This window comes from Variovorax sp. LjRoot175 (genome assembly GCF_964253805.1).
Lineage (GTDB): Bacteria > Pseudomonadota > Gammaproteobacteria > Burkholderiales > Burkholderiaceae_C > Variovorax.
Genome location: NZ_CAXURY020000001.1, coordinates 428,985 through 455,132, shown reverse-complemented (window position 1 = coordinate 455,132; position 26,148 = coordinate 428,985). Strand labels below are relative to the sequence as shown.

The window sequence follows — 26,148 nt, the reverse complement described above, 5'->3', positions numbered from 1 at the left end:
CTCAGAACGGTGAATTCGGGTGGTAGAAGTCCTTGGCGTTCTCCTTGGTGATCAGCACCGAGGGAATGATTGTCGTCGCCGGCAGCTTCTCGCCCTTCAGGCGCGCTTCGGCCGTGAGCTTGATCGCGTCGTAGATGAACTTGGGCGAGTAGCTCACGTCGGCGTCGATGCGCTTGTCCTTGCCGTCGAGGATGGTCTTGACCATGCCCTTGGCGCCGGCGCCGCCGAAGATGATCTTGATGTCGTCGCGCTTGGCCTGCTCGATGGCCTTGAGCACGCCCACCGCCATGTCGTCGTCGGCGGCCCAGATGGCATCGAGGTTCTTGAAGCGCGTGAGGTAGTCCTGCGTGACCTTGAAGGCATCGTCGCGATTCCAGTTGGCGTACTTGGCGTCGAGCAGCTTGATGTCGGGGTAGTTCTTCATCACGCCGTTGAAGGCGTCCATGCGCTCGTTGTCCAGCGTGGTCGCGATGCCGCGCAGCGCGACGACGTTGCCCTTGCCATTGAGCTTCTTCGCGATGTACTCGGCCGGAATCTTGCCGAAGGCGGTGTTGTCGCCGGCGACATACGCGTCCTGTGCGCTGGTGTCGGTCAGGCCGCGGTCGACCACGGTGACATAGGTGCCCTTGGCCTTGACCTGGGCCACCGGCTTGGTGAGCGCGGCCGATTCGAAGGGGAAGATCACCAGCGCGTTGATCTTGGTCACAGTCGACAGGTCCTGCAGCTGGTTGGCCTGCTCGGGCGCGTTGGCCGCCGTCTTGATCGTGATCTTGAGGTCCTTGTGCTGCTTCTCGAGATCCTTCTTCGCCTGGTTGGCCCAGTAGTTGATGCCGCCCATGAAGCTGTGCGTGGCGGCGGGGATCGAGACGCCGAGGTTGACCTTCTCGGCGCCGAAGGCCGGGAAGGCCGCAAAGCTCGCGGCTGCGACGGCGGTGAGTGCGATGCGTCGGGTGATGAGAGTCATGCTTGTTGTCTCCGTGGTTGAAAAAGGGAAATGAAAAGCCGGGGGCTCACCTTCTGCCTCGCTGAAGAAAGGCGACGACGATGATCACGATCCCCTGCACCGCGGCGTTGAGGTACACGCTGATGATGCTGGTGAGGTTCAGGATGTTGCTGATGACCGAGAGCAGGATGGCGCCGATCACGGTGCCGGTGATGCTGCCCGCGCCGCCCTTGAGCGCGGTGCCGCCGACGATCACCGCGGCGATGGCTTCGAGCTCCCACAACAGGCCGGTGGTCGGCGACGCAGAGCCGAGGCGCGGCACGTAGAGCAGCGTCGCGATGCCGACGCAGACGCCGAGCAGCACGTAGGTGAGGATCTTCACGCCGTCGACGCCGACCGCCGCATAGCGCGCGACCTGCTCGTTGGAGCCGATGGCCTGCACGTAGCGGCCGTAGGCGGTGCGGTTCAGGATCAGGCCACCGATGACCGCGACGATGAGGAACACCCACACCGGCACCGGAATGCCCAGCAGGCTCGCGTAATAGACCGGCGCGTAGAGGTCCGACAGATCGTTGTCGAGCGTGAGCGCGCCGCCGTCGGCGAAGTAGGTCAGGTAGGCGCGGAAGATGCCGAGCGTGCCCAGCGTCACGATGAAGGGCTCGATGCGCCCCTTGGTGATGAGCAGGCCGTGCGCGAGCCCGAACGCCGCGCCCAGCGCCACGGCGAGCACGGCGCCGAGCACCACCGCGAGGAGCGGCGAGCCGAACATGGGACCCATCGCGTTGATGAACATGATCACGCAACCCGCGATCAGCGCCGCCATCGAGCCCACCGAGAGGTCGATGCCGCCCGAGATGATCACGAAGCACATGCCGACCGCGATGATGCCGATGAAGGCGGTGCGCGTGAGCACGTTCATCGCGTTGTCGAGCGTGGCGAAGTCGCCGTTGAGCAGCGCGCCGGCGATGCACAGCAGCACCAGGCCGATGACCGGGCCGAGGCCGTGCAGGCGCTCGGTCCAGCGCGGCTTGCTTTCGCTGCGGTGCGCTGCGGCGGCAGCCGTAGCGGCTTCAGGCGTGGCTTGTTGCGGTTCCGGTGGCATGAGCGATGAGCTCCTCTTCGGTCAATTGATCGGCATCGAGCGTCGTGACGAGCCGGCCCGCGCGCATCACCGCGACGCGGTGGCACAGGCCGATCAGCTCCATCAGCTCCGACGAGACGACGATCACGGCCAGCCCCTCGCGGGCCAGGCGCTGGATCAGGAAATAGATGTCGCGCTTGGCGCCGACGTCGACGCCGCGCGTGGGCTCGTCGAGCACCACCACCTTGGGCTGCGGCTGAAGCACCTTGGCGAGCGCGAGCTTCTGCTGGTTGCCGCCCGAGAGCGAGGAGGCGCGCGCGTCGAGGTCGCCGGTCCGGATGCCGTAGTCCTTCACGGCCGTGGCCAGCGCGCTGCGCTCGGCCTCGGGGTGCAGCCAGGGCGTGGCATAGCGCTCGAGCGCCATCAGCGTGAGGTTCTGGCGCAGGCCGAGGTGCACGTGCAGGCCCTTGCCCTTGCGGTCTTCGCTCAAGTAGGTGAAGCCGTGCTTGGCGGCATCGCGCGGGTTGCGCAGCTGCACGGGCTTGCCGCCGATCTCGACACTGCCGCTCGCCGGCCGCAGCCCCATCAGGCCTTCGAAGAGCTCGGTGCGGCCGGCGCCGACCAGGCCGGCGAAGCCGAGGATCTCGCCGGGGCGCACCTCGAAGCTCGCATCCTCGGCCCAGCCGGGCACGCTGAAGTGGCGCACCTGCATCGCAGGCGCCGCGTCCGCGACCACGGCATCGCGCGGCGGATACAGGTCGGCGAGTTCGCGGCCTACCATCAGGTTGGCCATCTGGTGGCGCGTGAGTTCGGAGGTCGGCGCGCGCGTCACGAAGCGGCCGTCGCGCATCACGATCACTTCGTCGGTGATGCGCTCGACCTCGTCGAGCTTGTGCGAGATGTAGACGACGGTCACGCCGTCGGCGCGCAGCTGCGCGATCAGCTTGAACAGACGCTCGGTCTCGCCGGGCGTGAGCGTGGCGGTCGGCTCGTCCATGACGAGCAGGCGCGCGTGGCGCGAGACCGCCTTGGCAATCTCGACCAGCTGCTTCTCGGCGACGATCAGGCGGCGCACCTTGGTGCGCGGGTCGACCTGGAGGCCCACTGCGGTGAGCGCAGTCGCCGCTTCGCGCTCCATCGCAACGTCGTCGAGCAACCAACCTTTTCTCTTTTCGTGGCCGAGGAAGATGTTCTGCGCCACGCTCAGGTCTTCGGCCAGGTTGAACTCCTGGTGGATCAGCACGATGCCGAGCGCTTCCGCATCGCGCGAACTGCCGAAGTGCTGCGGCTCGCCGTTCACGCGCACGACGCCACCGGTGATCGATTCGTAGCCGGCGAGGATCTTCATCAGCGTGGACTTGCCCGCACCGTTCTCGCCGAGCAGGCCGTACACGCGGCCCGGTTCGATGGCGAAGCTCACGCCGTGCAGCACCTGCACCGGGCCGAAGGCCTTCACGACCTTGTCGAATTCGACGGCGACGCTGCGCTTGGGCTGCTGCTGCGTCATGGCGCGACCCCGCGAACCTTCAGCGTCTCGTGCATGGCCAGCACGCCGGCGCCGATCAGCCCGGCCTGCGTGCCCAGCGGCGTGTACTGGATCTCGAGATGCCGTGTCGAGAGCGCGAGCGAGCGCTGGTACACGCTCTGGCGCAGGGCCGCGAGGAACAGCGGTCCGATGTGCGTGATGCCGCCGCCGATGAACACGTGCGAGGGATTGAAGAAGTTCACGATCGACGCCAGCATCTGGCCGATCAGGTTGCCGGCGCGCTGCACGATCGCGTTGGCCGCCGCATCGCCGGCACGGCTGGCCTGGCCGACATCGATGGCATCGATGCGGCCCTGCGCGCGCAGCCGCTCGGCCAGCGCGGCGCTCTCGCCGGCTTCCGCAGCCTGTACCGCCATGCGCGTGATGGCCGGGCCGGCCGCCATCGCCTCGACGCAACCGACATTGCCGCAATGGCAGCGCGGGCCTTCCTGGTCGACGCAGATGTGGCCCACGTCGCCGGCTGAGCCCGCGGCACCGCGGTACACCTCGCCGTGGCACACGATGCCGCAGCCGATGCCGGTGCCGATCTTGATGACGAGGAAGTTGGAGAGCGAGCGCTTCAGGCGCCAGAGTTCGCCGAGCGCCATCAGGTTCACGTCGTTGTCGACGAAGACCGGCGCCGCGTAGTCCTCGCGCAGGTAGTCGCGGATCGAGAAGCTGTCCCAGGCCGGCATCAGCGGCGGGTTCACGAGCTGGCCGATCTCGAAGTTGACCGGGCCCGGCACGCCGATGCCGATGCCGATCACCTGCTTCGCGTCGAAGCCGCATCGGCTCAGCAGCTCGCGCATCAGCACGCGCACGCGGGCCAGCACCACGCCGGGGCCTTCGCGCACGTCGGCCGGCTCCGCATGCTGGGCCAGCACCGTGAGGTCGGGCCGCAGCACCGCGACGTCGAGGCTGGTGGCGCCGATGTCCACCCCGACCAGCACGCCGAGGCCCGCATGGAGCTGGAGGTTCTCGGCCCGGCGGCCACCGGAGGAGCGCTGCAGGCCGGCCTCGGCCAAGAGGCCCTGCTCGACTAGGCCGGCGATCAGCGCGTTGGCCTTGCTCTTGGAGAAGCCCAGCTTTTCGGCCATGCCATGGCGCGAGCCGCCGGCCGACCAGAAGGTCGTCTCCAGCAGCCGCATCTCGTCGGCAGTGAGGCCGCTCCAGGTGCCCAAGCTTTGTCTCCAGTGTTCGTTCTTCGTTACCCTGCGGCCTCTACGGACCGGGGCGAAGGCGAATACTAGGCGCTGGGCTTCAGCCGAACAAGATTGAACTTCGACCTGATTAAGACCGAAGGACGTGAAAAAAGCCGCCCGAAGGCGGCTCTTTTGAAGGACAGCACTGCTGCCTTACTTTTTTTGGCGGTATTTGCGGAGTGCGGCGATCTGCGCGGCCATCACGGCCAGTTCCGATTGCGCCATCGCGATGTCGATGTCGCTCCTGGCGTTCTTGAGCGCTTCCTCGGCGGCGGCCTTGGCCACGTTGGCCTTCTCGTCGTCGAGATCCTTGCCGCGGATGGCGGTGTCGGACAGCACGGTCACCGTGCTGGGCTGCACTTCCAGGATGCCGCCGGCCACGAAGACGAATTCCTCGCCGCCGTCGGCCGTCTCGATGCGCACCGCACCCGGACGGATGCGCGTGATCAGCGGCGTGTGGCGCGGATAGATGCCGAGCTCGCCGGCTTCGCCGGGCAGTGCGACGAACTTGGCCTCGCCCGAGAAGATGGACTCCTCGGCACTGACCACGTCGACGTGAATGGTGTTTGCCATCTGGATTCCTATGCCGCCTTAGGCGACCTTCTTGGCCTTTTCGAACGCCTCGTCGATCCCGCCCACCATGTAGAACGCTTGTTCCGGCAGGTGGTCGGCTTCGCCGTTCACGATCATCTTGAAGCCGCGGATGGTTTCGGCCAGCGGCACGTACTTGCCCGGCGAGCCGGTGAACACTTCGGCCACGTGGAAGGGCTGCGACAGGAAACGCTGGATCTTGCGGGCGCGGGCCACGGCCAGCTTGTCGTCCGGAGCCAGTTCGTCCATGCCCAGAATCGCGATGATGTCGCGCAGTTCCTTGTAGCGCTGCAGCGTGCCTTGCACGGCGCGGGCCACGTTGTAGTGCTCTTCGCCGACCACGTGCGGGTCGAGCTGGCGCGAGGTCGAATCGAGCGGGTCCACGGCGGGGTAGATACCGAGCGAAGCGATGTCGCGCGACAGCACCACGGTGGAGTCCAGGTGGGCGAAGGTGGTGGCGGGCGACGGGTCGGTCAAGTCGTCCGCCGGCACGTACACGGCCTGGATGGAAGTGATCGAGCCGACCTTGGTCGAGGTGATGCGTTCCTGCAGGCGGCCCATTTCCTCGGCCAGCGTCGGCTGGTAGCCCACGGCGGAAGGCATGCGGCCCAGCAGAGCCGACACTTCGGTACCGGCCAGCGTGTAGCGGTAGATGTTGTCGACGAAGAAGAGCACGTCGCGGCCCTCGTCGCGGAAGGATTCGGCGATGGTCAGGCCGGTCAGCGCCACGCGCAGACGGTTGCCCGGGGGCTCGTTCATCTGGCCGTAGACCATGGCCACTTTCGACTCGCCGAGGTTCTCGAGGTTCACCACGCCCGAGTCGGACATCTCGTGATAGAAGTCGTTGCCTTCGCGGGTACGCTCACCCACGCCGGCGAACACCGACAGACCCGAGTGGGCCTTGGCGATGTTGTTGATGAGTTCCATCATGTTCACGGTCTTGCCGACGCCGGCGCCGCCGAACAGGCCCACCTTGCCGCCCTTGGCGAAGGGGCAGACCAGGTCGATCACCTTGATGCCGGTTTCCAGCAGGTCAGTCGACGGCGAGAGCTCGTCGTAGGCCGGCGCCTTGCGGTGGATCGAAGCGGTGACTTCCTGGCCGACCGGGCCGCGCTCGTCGATCGGGCGACCGAGCACGTCCATGATGCGGCCGAGCGTCGCCTTGCCGACGGGCACGGTGATCGGCGCGCCGGTGTTGGTCACGACGAGGCCGCGGCGCAGGCCGTCGGACGAGCCGAGCGCAATGGTGCGCACCACGCCGTCGCCGAGCTGCTGCTGCACCTCGAGGGTCAGCGTGCCGCCTTCGTATTGCAGCGCGTCGTACACCTTGGGCATCTGGTCGCGCGGGAATTCCACGTCGACCACGGCCCCGATACATTGAACGATCTTGCCTTGCGCTGTATTTGCTTGAGCCATCATCTGCTCCGGTAAAAATTAAATCTGGTTGAGGTCGAAGGACCGAAGGTCTTCAGACGCCTGCGGCCGCCGCAGCGCCCGAAACGATCTCCGACAGCTCTTTGGTGATGCCGGCCTGGCGGGTCTTGTTGTAGACCAGCTTGAGTTCGTCGATCACGTTGCCGGCGTTGTCGGTGGCGGACTTCATGGCGACCATGCGCGCCGACTGTTCCGACGCCATGTTCTCGGCCACGGCCTGGTACACCAGCGACTCGACGTAGCGCACCAGCAGTTCGTCGATCACGCTCTGGGCATCGGGCTCGTAGATGTAGTCCCACGAGTGCTGGCCCTTTTCCATCTTCATCGACTCGGCGGCCAGCGGCAGCAGCTGCTCGACCACCGACTCCTGGCGCATCGTGTTGATGAACTTGGTGTAGCAGAGGTAGACCGCGCTGAGCTTGCCCTCGGCGTACGCGTCGAGCAGCACCTTGACCGGGCCGATCAGCTTGTCGAGGTGCGGCGTGTCGCCCAGCTGGGTGACATGCGAGACCACGCGGGCGCCGATGCGGTTCAGAAAGCCCAGGCCCTTGTTGCCGATCGCCACCGCCTCGACGGCGACGCCGGCCGACTGCTGCTCGCGCAGCTTGGTCGTCACGACGCGCAGCACGTTGGTGTTCATGCCGCCGCACAGGCCCTTGTCGGTCGTCACGACGATGAAGCCGGCGGCCTTCACGTCGTTGACCTTCATGAAGGCGTGCGTGTACTCCGGGTTCGCCTGGCCGAGGTTGGCCGCGATGCTGCGGATCTTCTCGCTGTAGGGGCGGGCCGCGCGCATGCGTTCCTGCGCCTTGCGCATCTTCGACGCGGCCACCATTTCCATGGCCTTGGTGATCTTCTTGGTGTTCTCCACCGATTTGATCTTGCCGCGGATTTCCTTACCAGCTGCCATTGGGGCTCCTTGCGTGGTCGATCAGGCGAACGACTTCTTGAACGCCGTGACGACGGCCGTCAGCTCGGCCTCGGTGTCCTTGTCGATCGCCTTGGCCTGCTCGATCTTGTCGAGCAAGGGGGCGTGGCTGGACTTGAGGAACTGGTGCAGGCCGTGTTCGAACGACAGCAGCTTCTTCACGTCGATGTCGTCCAGGAAGCCCTTGTTCACCGCGAACAGCGAGGCACCCATCAGCGAGATGGGCAGCGGGCTGTACTGGGCCTGCTTCAGCAGTTCGGTCACGCGGGCGCCGCGGTCGAGCTGCTTGCGGGTGGCTTCGTCGAGGTCGGAAGCAAACTGCGCGAAGGCCGCGAGTTCACGGTACTGCGCGAGGTCGGTACGGATACCACCGGACTGGGCCTTGATGACCTTGGTCTGCGCTGCCGAACCCACGCGCGACACCGAAATACCGGCATTGATGGCGGGACGGATGCCGGCGTTGAACAGGTTGGTTTCCAGGAAGATCTGGCCGTCGGTGATCGAGATCACGTTGGTCGGAACGAAAGCGGACACGTCGCCGGCCTGGGTTTCGATGATCGGCAGCGCGGTCAGCGAACCGGTCTTGCCCTTGACTTCACCTTTGGTGAAATCTTCAACGTACTTTTCGTTCACGCGAGCGGCACGTTCGAGCAGACGGCTGTGGAGATAGAACACGTCGCCGGGGTAGGCTTCGCGGCCCGGCGGGCGGCGCAGCAGCAGCGAGACCTGGCGGTAGGCCACGGCCTGCTTGGACAGGTCGTCATAGACGATCAGCGCGTCCTGGCCGCGGTCGCGGAAGTACTCGCCCATCGTGCAGCCCGAATACGCGCTCACGTACTGCATGGCGGCCGATTCGGAAGCCGAGGCGGCCACGACGATGGTGTAGTCCATCGCACCGGCCTGTTCCAGCGCGCGCACCACGTTCTTGATCGACGAAGCCTTCTGGCCGATCGCGACGTAGACGCAGGTCATGTTCTGACCCTTCTGATTGATGATCGCGTCGATCGCCACCGCGGTCTTGCCGGTCTGGCGGTCGCCGATGATCAGCTCGCGCTGGCCGCGGCCGATCGGCACCATCGAGTCGATGGACTTGAGGCCAGTCTGCATCGGCTGGTCGACCGACTTGCGGGCGATCACGCCCGGGGCGACCTTCTCGATCACGTCGGTCATCTTGGCGTTGATCGGACCCTTGCCGTCGATCGGCTGGCCCAGCGCGTTGACCACGCGGCCGATGAGCTCGGGGCCGACCGGCACTTCCAGGATGCGGCCCGTGCACTTGACGGTGTCGCCTTCCGAGATGTGCTCGTACTCGCCCAGAATCACGGCGCCGACCGAGTCGCGCTCGAGGTTCAGCGCCAGGCCGAAGGACGGCGTGCCGTCCGCCGTGGGCGGGAACTCGAGCATTTCGCCCTGCATCGCGTCCGACAGGCCGTGCACGCGCACGATGCCGTCGGTCACCGACACCACGGTGCCCTCGTTGCGGATGTTCGCGCTGACGCCGAGGCCTTCGATGCGGCTCTTGATCAGTTCGGAAATTTCTGCGGGATTGAGTTGCATGACTCTTTCCTTCTTTCTTTAAGGGGGCTGGCGGCCTCAGGCTGCCAGCGCAACTTTCATTTGTTCAAGGCGCGCTTTGACGGAAGTGTCGAGCACCTCGTCGCCGACCACCACACGAATGCCGCCGATCAGTGCCGGCTCCTGCTGGACCGTGACCTGCAGCTTGCGGCCGAAGCGCTTCTCGAGCGCCGCAGCAACGCCATTCAGCGCCGTGGCATCGATCGGGAAGGCGCTGTACACGACGGCATCGGACGAACCGCTTTGCGCATTCGCCAGGGCCCGGAACTGCTTCGCGATTTCCGGCAGCGCGGAAAAGCGCCCGTTCTCGAGCAGGGCCATCAGGAAGTTGTTGGCGGCGGGCGGCAACTCAGCGCCGTAAGCGCCGGCGATGACGCCGAGCACCTGCTCGGGCGTGACCTTGGGGTTGTCCGCGAACTGCTGGAGTTCGGGGCTGGCGGCGATGGCTGCGACTTTTTCGAGCCAGGCGCCGGCGCCTGCCAGGTCCGACGACGACGCCTTGAAAAGCGCTTCGGCGTAGGGACGTGCAATGGTGGCGAGTTCTGCCATGGCTTTGATCAGAGTTCGGTCTGCAGGCGGGCGAGCAAATCGGCGTGCACGGCCGGATTCACTTCCTTGCGCAGGATCTGCTCGGCGCCCTTGACGGCCAGCGCGGCCACCTGCTCGCGCAGCACCTCGCGCGCCTTCACGGCCTGCTGCTCGGCTTCGGCGCGAGCGGCGACGACGATCTTGTTGCCTTCTTCCGTGGCGCGGGCCTTGGCCTCTTCAACGATGGCCTGCGCACGACGTTCGGCATCGGCAAGACGTTGCGCGGACTCGTTGCGCGCCTTGCCCAGTTCGACTTCCACCCGCTTGTCGGCATCGGACAGCGCGGCCTTGGCCTTGTCGGCAGCAGCCAGGCCATCGGCGATCTTCTGGGCACGCTCATCCAGCGCCTTGGCGATCGGCGGCCACACGAACTTCATCGTGAACCCGACAAGAATCAGGAACACGATCATCTGGACGATCAGGGTACCGGTAATGCTCACTTTTTACCCTCTCTGTGGGATTGAATCCGAAGCCGCTCCCCGAGGAACGACAGGGGTTCGACGAGAAAGCCTGGACCCGATTACTTCGGCAGGTTGGCGATTTGCGAGAGGAACGGGTTGGCCGTTGCGAACCACAGCGCGATACCGGTACCGATAATGAACGCGGCGTCGATCAGACCGGCCAGCAGGAACATCTTGGTTTGGAGTTCGCCCATGAGCTCGGGTTGGCGTGCGGCCGACTCGAGGTACTTGCTGCCCATGATGCCGATGCCGATACATGCGCCCACAGCGCCCAGACCGATGATCAGGCCGGCGGCCAGTGCAACAAAGCTAATAACTTCCATGATGACTCCTAGAGGACTTTGGTTGAAGAGAAAAGAAAAAACGAAAAACTAAAAGAGCGGATCAGTGGTGATCGTGCGCCTGGCCCACGTACACCAGCGCCAGCATCATGAACACGAAGGCCTGCAGCGTGATGATCAGGATGTGGAAGATGGCCCACGCGGTGCCCGCGATGATGTGGCCCAGCGCCAGGAACACGCCCGTGGCCGACAGCGTCCAGGCGCCGCCCATCAGTGCGATGAGCAGGAAGATCAGTTCGCCGGCGTACATGTTGCCGAACAGACGCATGCCGTGCGACACGGTCTTGGCGATGAACTCGATCAGCTGCATCGCGAAATTGAAGGGATAGAGCGCCCAGTGATTGCCGAAGGGCGCGGTGAACAGCTCGTGAATCCAGCCGCCGAGGCCCTTGATCTTGATGTTGTAGAAGAGACAGATCAGCAGCACCGAGACCGACATGCCCATGGCGACCGACAGGTCGGCGGTGGGAACGACGCGCAGGTAGGCATGGTGCGGGTCGCCGCCGGCCACGCCGAAGATCCAGCCCCAGATCGCCGGAAACAGATCGACCGGGAACAGGTCCATCGCATTGAGCATGAAGATCCACACGAAGATGGTCAGCGCCAGCGGCGCGACGAACTTGCGGCTGTTGGCGTTGTGGACGATGCCCTTGGCCTGCTGGTCGACCACTTCGATCAGGATCTCGACCGCGGCCTGGAAGCGACCCGGGACGCCCGAGGTCGCCTTGCGCGCAGCCAACCACAACACCCAGCAGCCCAGCACGCCGAGCAGGATCGAGAAGAACAGGGAGTCGAAGTTGAAAACCGAGAAGTCGGCAACACCTGCCGGCTTGGAGCTCTGAAGATGCGTCAAGTGGTGAACGATGTATTCACCAGCGGTCTGACCATGTTCCGCAGCGTTTTCAGCAGCCATCCGTTACTCGTCTTTAAGTTTCAAGCGCCCGGGAGCCAGCATCACCGCCACCCACGCCGCCTTCATTGTCACCACCAAGCCCACCAGCATCGCCGGCCAGCTCAGCGCCGTTACCAGCCTTGGCGCGGCGATCAACATCGCCACCGTCAAGGCCATCTTGACCATTTCCCACAAAAAGAATCCGAACACCGCAGTGCCCGGATTCAGGGAAGAGAACCTTCCGGTGAGCCCCCGCGCGAACACCGCAGCGGGAATGACCACTGCCAGTGCGCCGTATCCGGCGGACCACCCCAGATTTTGCCTCCCTGTCAGGCCCCAGGCGGCCAACGCCACCAGCAGCCCCGCTCCGACCTGAATCGCGATCACGCGCCAGGGCGAGATCGACGGCTTCTTTTCGCGCAGCCGCTGGGCCTCTTCGGCGGTCAACGGCTTGAAGTCAGCATCCGGGTCTTGAGCGTCCTCTCGGACTTCCCTGTCTCTCACATCGCGGGCGATTGTTTTCATTTCGAATGAAGCCCGGATGACGACCCAGAATTTCTACAAAGCCATTGATTATAAGTAAAAACCCATGGCTCTCCGCCATGTTCCGGGCCGAGCTCGCAAAACATCCTTGCCCCGCGCTGCGGCAAGCGCGAGACGTTGGAAAGCACGGGAGTGCCCCCACCATAATCTCTTATGCACCCGATCACCAACGCCCTCCCCGACTCGCTCTGCTACCTCGACGGCAGCTACGCGCCGCTCTCCGACACCAAGGTCAGCGTGCTCGACCGCGGCTTCATCTTCGGCGACGGCGTCTATGAAGTGGTGCCGGTCTATGGCGGCGTGCCTTTCTGCTTCGAGGAACACATGGCGCGGCTGGACCGCTCGCTGGGCGAGCTGCGCATCGCCAATCCGTTGACGCATGGGCAGTGGCACGCGATTGCGATGCGTCTCGTCGAGGCCAGCCCGCCTTCCGAGCGCGCGGCCGTGCAGGCCATCTACATCCAGGTCACGCGCGGCGTGGCCCCGCGCGAGCATGCGATGGTGCAGGGTCTCGTGCCCACCGTCTTCGTCATGCTGAACCCGATGAAGCCGGTGTCCGATGCGGCGCGCGTCAAGGGCGTCGCTTGCGTGAGCGCGCACGACTTCCGCTGGCAGAAAGCCCACATCAAGAGCACCAGCCTGCTGGGCGCGGTGCTGGCGCGGCAGATCAGCGTCGAGGCCGGCGCGGCCGAGACCATCATGTTCCGCGGCGACTGGCTCAGCGAGGCCTCGTCGAGCAACGTCTGGGTGGTGAAGGACGGCACGGTCTATGGACCGCCCAAGGACGAGCTGGTGCTGGCCGGCATCCGCTACGGGCTGATCGAGCGCATCTGCGCCGAGGCGGACATCCCCTTCTCGCTGCGCCGCATTGCACGCGACGAAGTCTTCGGCGCCGACGAACTGCTGCTGTCCTCGGCCAGCAAGGAAGTGCTGCCGGTGGTCACGCTCGACGGCCAGACGATCGGATCGGGGCGTCCCGGCCCGGTCTTCCAGGCGCTGCATGCGGGCTACCAGAGGGCCATCGAGCGCAGCGCACAAGAGCAAGGAGTTCCTGCATGAGCACAGCCCCCGACACCTCACCGATCGACGCACGCAAGGAGTCGCTGATCGAGTACCCCTCGCAGTTTCCGATCAAGGTCATGGGCGTCAAGGCCGATGGCTTCGTGCATGCGGTCACGCTGATCGCCGAGCAGTTCGATCCGAACTTCGACGCCAGCACCATCGAACTGCGCAACAGCAAGGCCGGCAACTACCTCGGCGTGACCATCACCGTCACTGCCACCAGCCGCGAGCAGCTCGACGCCATCTACATGGCGCTGTCCGCGCATCCGATGGTCAAGGTGGTGCTCTGAGCAAAGCGCTCGAGGCCGTGTGGCTCGGCCGCGTCGCCTACGCGCCGACCTACGCGGCGATGCAGCAGGCGACGCGGGAGCGCACGCCCGACACCGCCGATACGCTCTGGATCTGCGAGCACCCTCCGGTCTACACCCAGGGCCTGGCCGGCAAGGCCGACCATGTGCTGAACCCCGGCGACATCCCCGTCGTGCAGACCGACCGCGGCGGCCAGGTGACCTACCACGGCCCCGGCCAGGTGGTGGCTTATCCGCTGGTCGATCTGCGGCGCGCCGGCTACTACGTGAAGGAATACGTCTTTCGCATCGAGGAGTCAGTGATCCGCACGCTGGCGCACTTCGGCGTCACCGGCCACCGCGTGGGCGGCGCGCCGGGTATCTATGTGCGGCTTGACGACCCGTTTTCGCATGCCGCACTGACCGGCCCGACGCAACCCGCCGACCCCTTCCGCGGCCTGGGCAAGATCGCCGCGCTGGGCATCAAGGTCAGCCGCCATTGCACCTACCACGGCGTCGCGCTCAACGTCGCGATGGACCTGGAACCCTTCTCGCACATCAACCCCTGCGGCTACGCAGGGCTCGAAACCGTCGATCTTTCTACAATCGGCGTTCAAACAACCTGGGACGAAGCCGCGCAGGTGCTGGCCAACAAGCTGGCCGCCTACCTCGCGCCTTGAGCCCCACTCAAGAGAAGCCATGAGCACCCTCGAAGTCGTGCGCGACGCACAAGGCCCCGAAAGCTACAACCCCCTGGCCAAGCAGAAGGCCGCGGCCAAGCTGTCGCGCATCCCGGTCAAGGTGATCCAGCAGGGCGAGGTGCTCAAGAAGCCCGACTGGATCCGCGTCAGGGCCGGCAGCCCGACCACCCGCTTCTACGAGATCAAGCAGATCCTGCGCGAGAGCAACCTGCACACGGTGTGCGAGGAAGCCTCCTGCCCCAACATCGGCGAGTGCTTCGGCAACGGCACCGCGACCTTCATGATCATGGGCGACAAGTGCACGCGGCGCTGCCCCTTCTGCGACGTCGGCCACGGCCGGCCCGATCCGCTGGACAAGGACGAGCCGCTCAACCTCGCGAAGACCATCGCCAAGCTGCGCCTCAAGTACGTGGTGATCACCAGCGTCGACCGCGACGACCTGCGCGACGGCGGCAGCCAGCACTTCGTCGACTGCATCCGCAACATCCGCGAGCTCTCGCCGCAAACGCAGATCGAGATCCTGGTGCCCGACTTCCGCGGCCGCGACGACCGCGCGCTGGAAATCCTCAAGGCCGCGCCGCCCGACGTGATGAACCACAACCTGGAGACCGCGCCGCGCCTCTACAAGGAAGCGCGCCCCGGCAGCGACTACCAGTTCAGCCTCAACCTCTTGAAGAAGTTCAAAGCCCTGCATCCCGAGGTGCCGACCAAGAGCGGCATCATGGTCGGCCTCGGCGAAACCGACGAAGAGATCCTGCAGGTCATGCGCGACATGCGTGCGCACGACATCGACATGCTGACCATCGGCCAGTACCTCGCGCCCAGCAGCAGCCACCTGCCGGTGCGCCGCTACGTGCATCCCGACACATTCAAGATGTTCGAGGAAGAGGCCTACAAGATGGGCTTCAGCCATGCCGCGGTCGGCGCGATGGTGCGCAGCAGCTACCACGCCGACCAGCAGGCGCACGCGGCCGGGGTCTAGGCCTCGAGCGCAAGCCTGCCCGGGGGCTTCAGCGCGCGAGCGCACACACCTCACACGCCAGTGCCAGCAAGTGCCTTGCGCGCTCGGCCTGCTCAACGTAAAAAACCCACTGCGGAATTCTCGAGGCGCAAGCTGATCGCGTGAGCCGCGTCCTGTGCGCGCGCCTCGTTTTTCGTCCATTTGGCAGGCCCCGAAGGCTGCGCCTTCATCTGGCCCTGCCCAGGCGTGAACTTGTGCGCGAAAAGCCTTCTCACGCATGAGCGATCGTTGAATGTGAATTTTTCACATTGTTACCATATAGTCACGTTTTGAAATTTCTGGGCGCTCGAAGGGATTGGCCTCCATGCATCAGTTTCTGGAACTGCCGTCGACTGCATTCACGCTGCCAAGCCGGCGTGCCCGCTGCAATGGGCGACGGCAATCGCGTGGCTTCACCCTGATCGAGTTGATGGTGACGGTGGCGATCGTCGCCATCCTGGCAGCGATCGCCTATCCCTCGTACACCAACTACATCGTTCGTTCTAATCGATCGGCCGCCCAGGGCTACATGCTCGAGCTCAGCAACTTGGAGCAGCGCTACCTCTTGGACGCGCGGAGCTACGCCCCGAATCTGGATGCGTTGAACTATCCAATTCCGTCGAATGTGTCGCCCAACTACACCGTCACGGCGGTCCCCAAGGCCGGCACGACACCGCCGGGATTCACCATCACCGCCACGCCGAAGATCGGCAGTAGTCAGGCCGCGAGCGACACCGCCTGCGCAACGCTGAAGATCGACGAAGCGGGAAAGAAGGAAGCATTAGGCACAAGCGGGGCTGCGGGATGCTGGTAAGCCGTCGCCGCACGCGCCGCCACGTCCGCGGCTTCACCCTGATCGAACTGGTCACCGTGATCACGGTAATGGGCGTCCTCGCTGCGCTTGCGCTGCCCTCGTTCAGCACCTTCGTTGCGAACCAGCGCATCCGCAACGTTTCGTTCGACTTGATGGCGGAGCTCACGCTCGCTCGCAGCGAAGCCGTGACCCGCAATCGCAACGTCAATCTGGCGAAGACAGGCAGCGCCTGGGACGAAGGCTGGGAAGTGAAGGACAGCTCTAACGTCCTCCACAGCCAGGAAGCGTACAAGAACATCGCCATCAGCGACTCGAGCGACCTTGACGTCATCACCTATGGCAAGGACGGCCGCACCGTGACCACCAGCACCAAGTTCACCATCGCGCCGTCGGCCACCATGGCAGGCGTCAATTCGCGCTGCATCTCCATCGGGCTGAATGGCCTGCCGAGCAGCAGCATGGGGGCTTGCTAGATGGCACCGCGCATTCCGGCTCGCCCGCGCCGCACGGCCGCCCCCCAGCATGGCGTCGCACTGATCGAAGTCCTGATCACGCTCGTGATCCTGCTCTTCGGGCTGCTCGGCCTGGCAGGCGTGAGCAGCCGCGCCAACGTTGCCGAGATGGAGGCCTACCAGCGGATCAAAGCCCTGCAGCTCGTGCAGGACATGGCCGATCGTCTCAATGCGAACCGGAAGGTCGCGAGCTGCTATTCGAATGGTGCCACCGGCTTGCAGTTGAGCGCGGCCAGCGCCACCGTGCCGGCCTGCACCGCCGGCAACGTGCAGCAGCAAACCCAGGTTGCTGCCGATCTCATGGCCTGGAAAGACTTGATCAGTGGCCAAGCCGAAACCCAGTCGGGCGCCAAGCTCGGCGCCATGATCGGAGCCATCGGCTGCGTGACCGTCGACGACGCCGCCAACAACATCTATCTGATCGCCGTGTCGTGGCAAGGCCTGGCCAAGACGGCCGCGCCGACCCTGGCCGATGGCAGCACGGCATTTCCCTGCGGCAACGGAGCCTACGGCGACGAAAAATTGCACCGGGTTGTCACGACCAAGGTGCGGATCGGGGCGTTGTCGTGAGAGCGCGCATGCATTCCGGCTACCGGCGGCACAACCGCGGCTTCACGCTGGTCGAGCTGATGGTGGCCATCACGCTCGGCCTGTTCCTGATGATCGGCCTGATCAGCTTGCTGGTCTCGACCGTGGGCTCGCGCTCCGAGCTCGACAAGACCGGGCGCCAGATCGAAAACGGCCGCTACGCGCTCCAGGTGCTCAGTGAAGACATCCAGATGGCCGGTTTCGTCGGCGCTTCTTCGAGCACCGCTTTCGCGACCGTGGCGCCGGTGGCCTGCCCCACGAATGTCGCAGCCCTCGGCTACTTTGCAATGACGAGCCCGGGCACCTCCACAGTTCCGTTGCCGATCTACGGACTGAGCAGCACGCCGAGCTGCATCAGCAATGTCATGGCGGACACCACCATGTTGATCGTCACGCGCGTCAGCACCAAGGACCCCGAGAGTCTCGCATCGGCAGTCGCGGCCGAGGCCTACCTGCAGGTTTCCACCTGCTCGAACGACACGCTGCCCTTTGCGGCTGCAGCCGGCGCCTCTGCGGCCAGCTTCCCGCTGATGCAGAAGGACTGCCTGCCGAGCAACCTTGCGCCACTGCGCAAGATCGTGCAGCACGTGTACTTCGTGAGCACCTGCAATGTGTGCGGCACCGACACCATTCCCACGCTCAAGATGGCCGAGTACCTGAACGGCGAGATGAAGATCACCCCGCTGGTCGAAGGCATCGAGAACCTGCAGCTCGACTACGGAATCGACATGGACGCCAACGGCTCTCCAGACTGCTACACCAGCAATCCGGCCAGCCCGCCTGCGGCGGAAATTGCCGTCGCCGTATGCCCGCAAACCACGCCGGCCTACGACTGGACCGTGGCAATGGCCAACTGGGCCAACGTAATGGCCATTCGCATTCACGTGCTGGCGCGCAACACCGAGCCCAGCGGCGGCTGGACGGACGCCAGAACCTACAACATGGGCCTGGCCGTGCCGGTCGCGGGCCCCTTCAACGACCGCATCAAGCGCCACGTCTACAGCACGGTCGCGCGTCTGTACAACAGCTCGGGCCAGAGGGAAACACCATGAACCGCTCCAGGCGCAGCGCCTCGCCGCGCATGCAGGCAGGCGCCACCTTGCTGATCTCGATGATCTTTCTGATGGTGATCACGCTGATCGTCGTCTCGTCCATCAAGGCCGTGAACGTCAACACCAAGCTGGTCGGCAACATGCAGATCCAAAAGGAGGCCGCCGCGGCCGCGCAGCATGCGATCGAAAACACGATCAGCGCCGACTTCACTTCGCTGCCGGTGGAGAGGGTGTGGCGGATAGACATCAACAACAGCGGCCAGGCCCCCTACACCGTCAAAGTGGAGAAGCCGCTTTGTACCGCTGTCAAGCCGATCAAGCTGAGCGAGCTGGACGCCACCAACACGGACGACCAGCCCTGCTATGCCAGCGGCGCTTCGCAGAACACGGGCATCGTCGGCTCGGGCGCGAGCGGCAATTCGCTGTGCTCGAACTCGAACTGGGAAGTCAATGCCAACGCCAAGCCGCCGGGGCGCACGGAGGAGGAGGAGGAGTCGACTCCGACCGTGCACCAGGGCATCGCCGTGCGCGTGGCCGTTGGCGCCGCGTGCTGATCAATCAGGAGTAGGACCGATGCGCCCCTCACAATTTCCACAACTGGGCGCCTTGGCCCTGCTGACGCTGGCCAGCGCCGCGGTACAGGCCGAAGACATCGACATCTACCAGGGCACGTCCGGCGGCGGCATCCCGAACATGTTGATCATTCTCGACAACGCGGCGGCGGCCAGCGCGAGTTCGAGCTTCACATGCCCATCCCTGACGGTCAACGATCCAAACAAGAACCTCGGCTTCGAACAATGCGGCCTGCACGGCGCGGTCTCCAAGATCGGGAGCAACGCGGCACTCAACGGCAACATCAATCTGGGCTTGATGTACTTCCCGGGGGGCCCCACCGACGGGGGCACCTTCGTCATGCCCGCTCCTTCGCCGGCGCCCGGCTCGCTGCTTCTCATGGAGGGCACCAGCTCCGACAACAGCAAGAACGTCGGCAAGATGCTCCGGCGCATCGAGGCGCTGAGTCTCAACGATGACAAGGGCAACAACAACCAGATCGCACAGGCGATGCAGGAAGCCTGGGCCTTCTACCAGGGCAAGACCGGCCTCTCGGGCACCACCTACCCGGGCCTGGCGAACCAGCAAGCCTGCGGCAAGAACTTCGTTCTCTACATCACGCTCGCCACCAACAACCAGAAGCCGCAGGACGCCGGCACCCGGGGCGGCACGGCCTTGCAGGCCGCAGCAGGCTTGAGCGCACTTCCTGCGCAATTGGATCTGCCGGCCTGGACGTCGGCCTCCGGCAAGTACCGCAGCGACTATGCGGACGAATGGGCGAACTTCATGTACACGGGCAGCTCGCCCAATCTTGCGACGACCTACCCGGGGATCAGGACCTACACCATCATCCTCAGCGATGGCAGCAATCCTGACTACGAACAGCTCATGGTCAGCATGTCCTCCGAACATGGCGGCGGAAAGCATTTCCTGGTCGAGCTCGGAGATGTCCAGGGCCTGATCGATGCCATCGTCCAGATTTTCAACGAGGTGCAGGCCGTCAACAGCGTGTTCGCGGCGCCGGTGCTGCCGGTGAGCGCCAACACGCAAGGCACCTACCTCAACCAGATCTACATGGGCATGTTCCGCCCCGACGGCGACGTCAATCCGCGCTGGCAGGGCAACCTCAAGCAATACCAGTTCGGCGTCGACATCACCGACCCGACGGCGCCGCAGTTGTTCCTCGCCGACGCCTCCTGGGGCACGTACTCGATCGGCACCAACGCCAACCGGGCACTGAGCGCAGCGGGCACGGGCTTCATTTCGCCCTCGGCAGTGAGCTTCTGGACCTCCAAGGCCATCGCTTCCCTGCCCGACTCCAAGGGCGGCTTTTGGCTCAACGCCTTCAAGGAGCAGGGCGCCAAGGACGGGTACGACTGGGAGGATGGGCAGGTCGTCGAGAAGGGTGGCGTCGGGCAACAGATTCGGCTCAAGTACCTGACAGACACCTATTCGGCGACCGCGGCCGTCACGACGCCCACTACCGCGCGCAACGTATTTACCTGCATCGGCACCGGTTGCAACGCCAATGCGGCTTTGAGCACGATGCCCTTCAAGGCCGACAACACGAATCTCAGCTCGACGGCCCTGGGTATCACGGACAGCAAGGTGACCGCGGCCAACCTGATCAACTGGGCACGCGGCGAAGACACCAATGCGGCCGGCGACGCCGCAGCGGGCGGGGAGTCGAGCAGCCCGCCCGACGCCAGCATCAAGATCCGCGGCTCCGTCCACGGCGACGTCCTGCATTCCCGCCCCGCGGTGATCAACTACGGCGGCACGACCGGCGTGGTGGTGTTCTACGGCGCCAACGACGGCATGTTCCGCGCCATCAACGGCAACCAGCCGAACAACCCCACCGACAGCAGCAAGCCAAAGGGCAACTGCACGGTGTCGTCGACCTGCGCCCTCACCATGAAGGACGCGACCGGCGCCACTACCAGCATCCCGCCGGGCGGCGAGTTGTGGAGCTTCGTGCCCTCGGAGTTCTACCCGGGCCTGCAGCGGCTCTACGAAAACAGTCCGACCCTGAAGCTGGGCACCTTGACCACCGGCACCCCGAAGAATTACTTCTTCGACGGCGCACCCAGCGTCTACCAGAACAGCGCCACCGGGAAGGCCTACATCTTCCTGTCGGCGCGCCGCGGCGGCCGCCTGCTCTATGCGCTCGACGTGAGCGATCCCACGAACCCCAAGTTCATGTGGAAGCGCAGCAATGCCGACACAGACTTCGCGGAACTCGGGCAGACATGGTCGCAGCCGAAGGTGGCCATGATCAAGGGCCATGCCAACCCGGTGCTGATCTTCGGTGCGGGTTACGACATCAACGAAGATGTCGAGCCGCCGAACGCCGACACCATGGGCCGTGGGATCTTCATCGTCGACGCGGTGAACGGCAACGTGCTGTGGCGGGCGGGCCCGGGCGGCGCAGGCAGCAGCTGCACGGGTAACCCTTGCAAGCTGGCCGAGATGACTTACTCGATCCCCGCCGACGTCACGCTGGTGGATCGCGACTTCGATGGCCTCATCGACCGGCTCTATGCGGCCGATACCGGCGGCAACATCTGGCGCGTGGACCTGCAGCCCACCGGCAGCGGCGACATGAGCACCTGGCAGGCCACCCACTTCGCCGCTCTGGGCGGAAGCGCCGCCAGCGCCACCAAGCGCAAGTTCTTCTTCCCCCCGGACGTGGTGCTGACGAAGAACTACGACGTGGTGCTCGACATCACCGGTGACCGGGAGCACCCGCTGCAAACCCATAAGGCCACCGGCATCGTGAACCGCTTCTACATGATCAAGGACACCAAGGTCGGCATGAGCGCGAGCGGCTGGACGCCGGTGCGCGACGCCACCAGCAGCATCCTCGACGACGCGCCGGCGACGCTGTTCAAGGCCACCAACACGATTCCGTACGACGGCTCGCTGAACGGCTTCTACATCACCCTGGCCGGGGCTGGAGAAAAGGGCGTGAACGCGCCGACGACCGTCGGCGGCCTGGTCTACTTCGGCACCAACCAACCCATCGTTCCCAGCAGCACCACTTGCCAGGCCAATCTCGGCACGGCACGCAGCTATTCGGTGAACTTCCTCACCGGCGCTTCGAGCTTCAGTGTGCTCGACGGCGGCGGGCTGGCGCCGTCGCCCGTGTTCGGCATCGTCACGGTCAACGTCGGCGGCACGGACCGCCAGCTGCCCTTCCTGATCGGCGGCGGCGGTGGCTCTGGCGCCGACGGCAAGTCCGGCCTGGGGGCGCAAAAGCCGGTCATCCCGATCAAGAACATACGGAAACGGACCTACTGGTATCGAGAGACGGACCGCTGAGGCGGCGGATGCCGAAGCCGGCGTCCGATCACCTCCTGCCGTTGGCATCCTTGGCAGCCAGGACTTCGGTATCCTGTGCGTGCCACATCCTTCTCACCACGTATGACCGACTTCCAGGCGGCGATGAACCGCGACTTCGGCGTGATCGCCGAGCTGATCCGGATTCATGCGCATGAATCGCCCGAACGGGCCGCGCTGATCGACGGCACGCGCACGCTCAACTACGGCGCGCTCGACGCGCTGATGGACCGCGTTGCCGCCAGCCTTCAACGCGACGGCCTGCGCGCAGGCGATGCGATCGCGGTCTGTGCCGCGTCGAGCGTGAACTACGCGGCGGTGTTCCTGGGCGCCCTGCGCGCCGGCATCGCGGTCGCGCCGCTGGCGCCGGGCTCCACCCCCGCCAGCCTGGCGCGGATGATCGAGGACGCCGAGGCGCGCATCCTGTTCGTCGATGCGGCCGCTGCCGAGGTGATCGGCGATGCGGCAGCAGCAGGCGGCCCGCGCATCGCGCTCGACGGCTGCGCGGCCGGGTGCGCGCTCGAAGCCTGGCTCGCGCCGTCCGGTAAGCGGCCCGCGGCCGTCGAGCCGGAGCCCGCCTGGCCCTTCAACATCATCTATTCGTCGGGCACCACCGGCGAGCCCAAGGGCATCGTGCAGGGGCATGGCATGCGCTGGGCCCATGTGCGGCGCGGCGCGAAGTACGAATACGGGCGCGGCACGGTGACGCTGCTGTCGACGCCGCTCTACTCCAACACCACGCTGGTGGTGTTCTTTCCGACCATCGCGTACGGCGGCTGCGTGATCCTGATGCCGAAGTTCGACGCGGCCGGCTATCTGAAACTGGCCGAGCAGCATCGCGTGACGCACACGATGCTGGTGCCGGTGCAGTACCAGCGCCTCATGGCGCATCCGGCCTTCGATGCGCACGATCTCTCGAGCTTCCGCTTCAAGTTCAGCACCAGCGCGCCTTTCAACGCGGCGCTGAAGGCCGACGTGCTGAAGCGCTGGCCCGGCGGCCTGATCGAGTTCTACGGCATGACCGAGGGCGGCGGCACCTGCATCCTCGAGGCGCACCTGCACCCGGACAAGCTGCACACGGTCGGCCAGCCGGCCGAGGGCAGCGACATCCGGTTGATCGACGAAAGCGGCCGTGAAGTCGCACCCGGCGAGGCCGGCGAAGTGGTGGGCCATTCGGCCGGCATGATGGTCGGCTACCACCGCCAGCCGGAGAAGACGCGCGAAGCCGAATGGTTCGACCCCGCGGGCAAGCGATTCATCCGCACCGGCGATGTCGGGCGCTTCGACGACGAAGGCTTTCTCACGCTCTTCGATCGCAAGAAGGACATGATCATCAGCGGCGGCTTCAACATCTATCCGAGCGATCTCGAGGCGGTGTTGCGCGGCCATGCGGCGGTGGCCGATGTCGCGGTGATCGGCGTGCCCTCCGAGCAATGGGGTGAGACGCCGGTGGCCTTCGTGGTGCGGCGCGCGGGCGACGACACCGGCGCCGATGCGCTGCTGCAATGGGCCAATGCCCAGCTCGGCAAGACCCAGCGCCTCGCGCGCCTGCAGCTCATCGACGAGCTTCCGCGCAGCGCGATCGGCAAGGTGCTCAAGCGCGAGCTGCGTGAGCGCGACGCCGCGCGCTGAAGCCGCGCCCGTGCACGGCGGCAGCAACACGCTGCTGTGGGTGCTGGCGCTGGTCGCCTTCGGGTTCGCGATCGCACGGCCGCGTGCGCCGGCGGACTACCTGCTGCTGATCGACTGGCAGACCATCGGCGCACTGGCCGGCCTGCTGGTCATCACCCAGGGCGTGGAGAAGAGCGGAATGCTGCAGGCCGCCGCCGCGCGGCTGCTGTCGCGCACCGCCGAGCTGCGAAGCCTGGTCTTTCTGCTCACCGCGAGCGCGGCGCTGCTCTCGGCGCTGGTCACCAACGACGTGAGCCTGTTCCTGCTGGTGCCGCTCACGCGCGTGCTGGCGGCGCAGGCGCATCTGCCGCTGGCGCGGCTGGTGGTGCTGGAAGCGCTGGCCGTCAACGCGGGCTCCGCGCTCACGCCGATCGGCAATCCGCAGAACCTCTTTCTCTGGCATCGCTCGGGCGAGAGCTTCGTCGGCTTCATGGGCATGATGGCGCCGACCGTGGCGCTGATGCTGTTCTGGCTCTTCCTCGCCATCCGCTTCCTGGTGCCGCGCGCGCCGATCCTACTTAAGCCGGCCGGCGACGCGGCGCCCATGCAGCCGCGGCTGCTTGTGTTGTCTGCCCTGCTCTTCATCGGCTTCGTGATCGCGCTCGATCGCCATTGGCTCACGGCCGGGCTGGCTGTGGTGTTCGGTGCCTTCCTGCTGCTGCGCCCGCGCGTGCTGCTCGGCGTCGACTGGGCGCTGCTCGCGATCATCGCGCTGATGTTCGTCGACCTGCGCCAGCTGGCCGAGCTGCCCGCCGTCGCATCGCTGCTCGGCCAATGGACTATCGCCGAGGGCTGGCGTGCCTACCTCGCCGCGATCCTCGCCTCGCAGTTCATCAGCAACGTGCCGGCGGCCATCCTGCTGGAGCACTACGTGCACGACCTGCCGGCGCTGGCGGCCGGCGTCAGCGTCGGCGGCTTCGGCTGCGTGCTGGGGTCGCTGGCCAACCTGATCGCCTTGCGCCTGGCCAAGGTGCCGCACGGACTGCGCGAGTTCCATCGCATCAGCATCCCCTTCCTGCTGGTGTGCGCCGCTTCGGCACTGCTGCTCAGGCTCGGCTAGCCACCGGCTTGCCTGGAAGCCCGGCCATCGCCGACGGATCAACCAGCCGGTCGTAGTCCGCGGCGCTCAGGAAGCCCAGCGCGACGGCCGCATCCCGCGGGCTGATGTTCCGTTCGAGCGCGGTCTTCGTGATCTGCGCGACCCGGTCGTAACCCAGCACGGGATTGAGCGCGGTGACCAGCAGCAGCGCATGGTCGACATGGGCGGCAAGGCGCGGCCTGTCCACCTCGATGTCCTTCACCATACGCTCGGAGAACACGCGGGCGCTGTCGGCCAGCACGCGGATCGACTGCAGCAGGTTGTGGATCAGCACCGGCTTGGCAACGTTGAGCTCGAAGTTCCCCGACGCGCCAGCCATCGTGATGGTGACGTGGTTGCCCATCACCTGCAGGCTCGCTTGCACCACCACTTCAGCGATCGTCGGATTGCGCTTGCCCGGCATGATCGAACTGGTCAGCCCGTCGTCCGGAATCACGAGTTCGCCCAGCCCGCAGCGCGGCCCCGAGCCGAGCAGGCGGATGTCGTTGGCGATCTTGACCAGCGAAGCCGCGACGACGTTGAGCGCGCCCGAGACCTCGACCAGCGTGTCGTGCGCCGCCATGCCTTCGAACTTGCTGGGATTGGGCGCAAAGGCCATGCCGGTCAACGCGTTCAGCTCCTCGCAGAAGGCGGCATCGAAGCCCAGCGGTGCATTGAGCCCGGTGCCGGCCGCGGTGCCGCCCTGCGCCAGCAGGCACAGGCGCGGCAGCGTGGCGTCGATGCGGTCGATTCCGTGGCCGATCTGGCGGGCGAAGGCATCGAAGGCCTGCCCCATGGTCATCGGCACGGCATCCATCAGGTGCGTGCGCGCGATCTTCAGCACGTCGGCGAAGGCCGCTGCGCGCTCGTCCAGCCGTTGACGCAACAGCATCAACGCGGGCCCCAACCGATGCATGAGTTCCAGCAGCGCCACCAGGTGCATCACGGTCGGGAAGCTGTCGTTGGACGATTGCGATGCGTTGACGTGGTCGTTGGGATGCACCGGCGCGCGTGTGCCCAGCGGCTGGCCCAGCAACTCGTTGGCGCGGTTCGCGATCACCTCGTTCGCGTTCATGTTGGTTTGCGTGCCCGACCCTGTTTGCCAGACGGTGAGCGGGAAGTGATCGTCGAAGCGGCCGACGCGCAGCTCTTCGGCGGCGGCGACGATCTTCTGCGCCAACGCCGCGTCGAGCGCGCCGCAGCGCAGGTTGGCGCGCGCGGCGGCCATCTTCTGCAAGCCGAAGGCATGGATCAGGCAGGCGGGGAAGCGCTCCTCGCCGATCTCGAAGACGCCCAGTGCGCGCTGCGTTTGCGCGCCCCAGTAGCGGTCGGCCGGAATCTCGACCGGACCGAAGGCATCGTGCTCCACCCGCAGGGCCGACATGGGG

Annotated in this window: 26 protein-coding genes; 12 read left to right on the top strand and 14 right to left on the bottom strand. The window is 65.6% G+C overall.

What is annotated here, in order from left to right; genetic code table 11:
- Position 1: 1 nt before the first annotated feature.
- The 13 genes from ACSQ89_RS02400 to ACSQ89_RS02340 all read right to left on the bottom strand — a co-directional run bounded on the left by ACSQ89_RS02400 (position 2) and on the right by ACSQ89_RS02340 (position 12,086).
- The gene (locus tag ACSQ89_RS02400) at positions 2-964 is read right to left on the bottom strand and encodes a substrate-binding domain-containing protein (protein WP_093104882.1); all 963 of its coding nucleotides are present in this window, start codon (positions 962-964) and stop codon (positions 2-4) included.
- A gap of 46 nt (positions 965-1,010) precedes the next feature.
- Complete coding sequence (locus ACSQ89_RS02395) at positions 1,011-2,045, bottom strand: ABC transporter permease (RefSeq protein WP_436295039.1); 1,035 nt, start codon at positions 2,043-2,045, stop codon at positions 1,011-1,013.
- A complete protein-coding gene (locus ACSQ89_RS02390) occupies positions 2,014-3,531 on the bottom strand; it encodes a sugar ABC transporter ATP-binding protein (protein ID WP_436295038.1) in 1,518 nt (505 codons plus the stop codon). The genes ACSQ89_RS02395 and ACSQ89_RS02390 overlap by 32 nt, the downstream gene beginning before the upstream one ends.
- Entirely contained in the window at positions 3,528-4,697 is a 1,170-nt protein-coding gene (locus ACSQ89_RS02385) for an ROK family protein (protein ID WP_093105444.1), read from the bottom strand. The genes ACSQ89_RS02390 and ACSQ89_RS02385 overlap by 4 nt, the downstream gene beginning before the upstream one ends.
- A gap of 207 nt (positions 4,698-4,904) precedes the next feature.
- Entirely contained in the window at positions 4,905-5,324 is a 420-nt protein-coding gene (locus ACSQ89_RS02380; protein WP_093104875.1) for a F0F1 ATP synthase subunit epsilon, read from the bottom strand.
- Positions 5,325-5,342: 18 nt separating this feature from the next.
- Entirely contained in the window at positions 5,343-6,758 is a 1,416-nt protein-coding gene (gene atpD, locus ACSQ89_RS02375) for a F0F1 ATP synthase subunit beta (RefSeq protein WP_093105441.1), read from the bottom strand.
- Positions 6,759-6,810: 52 nt separating this feature from the next.
- Positions 6,811-7,686 carry a F0F1 ATP synthase subunit gamma gene (atpG, locus tag ACSQ89_RS02370; RefSeq protein ID WP_093104873.1) on the bottom strand — a complete coding sequence of 292 codons (876 nt, stop codon included), beginning with the start codon at positions 7,684-7,686 and terminating at the stop codon, positions 6,811-6,813.
- A 21-nt stretch (positions 7,687-7,707) separates the two neighbouring features.
- Positions 7,708-9,261 (bottom strand): F0F1 ATP synthase subunit alpha, encoded by a 1,554-nt coding sequence (atpA, locus tag ACSQ89_RS02365; protein ID WP_093104870.1) that lies wholly within the window; start codon positions 9,259-9,261, stop codon positions 7,708-7,710.
- Between the two features lie 36 nt (positions 9,262-9,297).
- Positions 9,298-9,828: a F0F1 ATP synthase subunit delta gene (locus ACSQ89_RS02360; protein WP_436295037.1), complete on the bottom strand. Its 531-nt coding sequence runs from the start codon at positions 9,826-9,828 to the stop codon at positions 9,298-9,300.
- Between the two features lie 8 nt (positions 9,829-9,836).
- On the bottom strand, positions 9,837-10,307 hold the full coding sequence (locus ACSQ89_RS02355; RefSeq protein WP_093104866.1) for a F0F1 ATP synthase subunit B: 471 nt from the start codon (positions 10,305-10,307) through the stop codon (positions 9,837-9,839).
- A gap of 80 nt (positions 10,308-10,387) precedes the next feature.
- Entirely contained in the window at positions 10,388-10,651 is a 264-nt protein-coding gene (atpE, locus tag ACSQ89_RS02350) for a F0F1 ATP synthase subunit C (RefSeq protein ID WP_019657641.1), read from the bottom strand.
- A gap of 61 nt (positions 10,652-10,712) precedes the next feature.
- A complete protein-coding gene (atpB, locus tag ACSQ89_RS02345) occupies positions 10,713-11,582 on the bottom strand; it encodes a F0F1 ATP synthase subunit A (RefSeq protein ID WP_093104864.1) in 870 nt (289 codons plus the stop codon).
- A gap of 3 nt (positions 11,583-11,585) precedes the next feature.
- Positions 11,586-12,086 (bottom strand): ATP synthase subunit I, encoded by a 501-nt coding sequence (locus ACSQ89_RS02340; RefSeq protein WP_436296071.1) that lies wholly within the window; start codon positions 12,084-12,086, stop codon positions 11,586-11,588.
- 171 nt (positions 12,087-12,257) lie between these two features.
- On the opposite strand from ACSQ89_RS02340, the gene ACSQ89_RS02335 reads away from it, so the two are divergent.
- The 12 genes from ACSQ89_RS02335 (at position 12,258) to ACSQ89_RS02280 (ending at position 24,742) form a co-directional block, all read left to right on the top strand.
- Entirely contained in the window at positions 12,258-13,163 is a 906-nt protein-coding gene (locus tag ACSQ89_RS02335) for an aminotransferase class IV (protein WP_436295035.1), read from the top strand.
- Positions 13,160-13,456, top strand: a complete 297-nt coding sequence (locus tag ACSQ89_RS02330) for a YbeD family protein (RefSeq protein WP_436295034.1) — start codon at positions 13,160-13,162, stop codon at positions 13,454-13,456. Before ACSQ89_RS02335 ends, ACSQ89_RS02330 begins: the two co-directional genes overlap by 4 nt.
- Positions 13,453-14,133, top strand: a complete 681-nt coding sequence (lipB, locus tag ACSQ89_RS02325; RefSeq protein WP_436295075.1) for a lipoyl(octanoyl) transferase LipB — start codon at positions 13,453-13,455, stop codon at positions 14,131-14,133. The genes ACSQ89_RS02330 and lipB overlap by 4 nt, the downstream gene beginning before the upstream one ends.
- Before the next feature lie 19 nt (positions 14,134-14,152).
- Entirely contained in the window at positions 14,153-15,136 is a 984-nt protein-coding gene (gene lipA, locus ACSQ89_RS02320) for a lipoyl synthase (protein WP_093104852.1), read from the top strand.
- Between the two features lie 343 nt (positions 15,137-15,479).
- The gene (locus ACSQ89_RS02315) at positions 15,480-15,968 is read left to right on the top strand and encodes a type IV pilin protein (protein ID WP_436295033.1); all 489 of its coding nucleotides are present in this window, start codon (positions 15,480-15,482) and stop codon (positions 15,966-15,968) included.
- Positions 15,959-16,441 carry a GspH/FimT family pseudopilin gene (locus ACSQ89_RS02310; protein ID WP_436295032.1) on the top strand — a complete coding sequence of 161 codons (483 nt, stop codon included), beginning with the start codon at positions 15,959-15,961 and terminating at the stop codon, positions 16,439-16,441. Before ACSQ89_RS02315 ends, ACSQ89_RS02310 begins: the two co-directional genes overlap by 10 nt.
- Complete coding sequence (pilV, locus tag ACSQ89_RS02305; RefSeq protein ID WP_436295031.1) at positions 16,442-17,050, top strand: type IV pilus modification protein PilV; 609 nt, start codon at positions 16,442-16,444, stop codon at positions 17,048-17,050.
- A gap of 8 nt (positions 17,051-17,058) precedes the next feature.
- Positions 17,059-18,120 (top strand): PilW family protein, encoded by a 1,062-nt coding sequence (locus ACSQ89_RS02300; RefSeq protein ID WP_436295030.1) that lies wholly within the window; start codon positions 17,059-17,061, stop codon positions 18,118-18,120.
- Positions 18,117-18,674 (top strand): pilus assembly PilX family protein, encoded by a 558-nt coding sequence (locus ACSQ89_RS02295; RefSeq protein ID WP_436295029.1) that lies wholly within the window; start codon positions 18,117-18,119, stop codon positions 18,672-18,674. The genes ACSQ89_RS02300 and ACSQ89_RS02295 overlap by 4 nt, the downstream gene beginning before the upstream one ends.
- 19 nt (positions 18,675-18,693) lie before the next feature.
- Entirely contained in the window at positions 18,694-21,993 is a 3,300-nt protein-coding gene (locus ACSQ89_RS02290) for a pilus assembly protein (RefSeq protein ID WP_436295028.1), read from the top strand.
- Positions 21,994-22,116: 123 nt separating this feature from the next.
- Positions 22,117-23,643 (top strand): AMP-binding protein, encoded by a 1,527-nt coding sequence (locus ACSQ89_RS02285; RefSeq protein ID WP_436295074.1) that lies wholly within the window; start codon positions 22,117-22,119, stop codon positions 23,641-23,643.
- The gene (locus ACSQ89_RS02280) at positions 23,621-24,742 is read left to right on the top strand and encodes an SLC13 family permease (RefSeq protein WP_436295027.1); all 1,122 of its coding nucleotides are present in this window, start codon (positions 23,621-23,623) and stop codon (positions 24,740-24,742) included. The genes ACSQ89_RS02285 and ACSQ89_RS02280 overlap by 23 nt, the downstream gene beginning before the upstream one ends.
- On the opposite strand, the gene ACSQ89_RS02275 is transcribed toward ACSQ89_RS02280, so the two are convergent.
- A complete protein-coding gene (locus ACSQ89_RS02275; protein ID WP_436295026.1) occupies positions 24,729-26,144 on the bottom strand; it encodes a class II fumarate hydratase in 1,416 nt (471 codons plus the stop codon). The two genes, ACSQ89_RS02280 and ACSQ89_RS02275, sit on opposite strands and share 14 nt — an antisense overlap.
- Positions 26,145-26,148 lie beyond the last annotated feature (4 nt).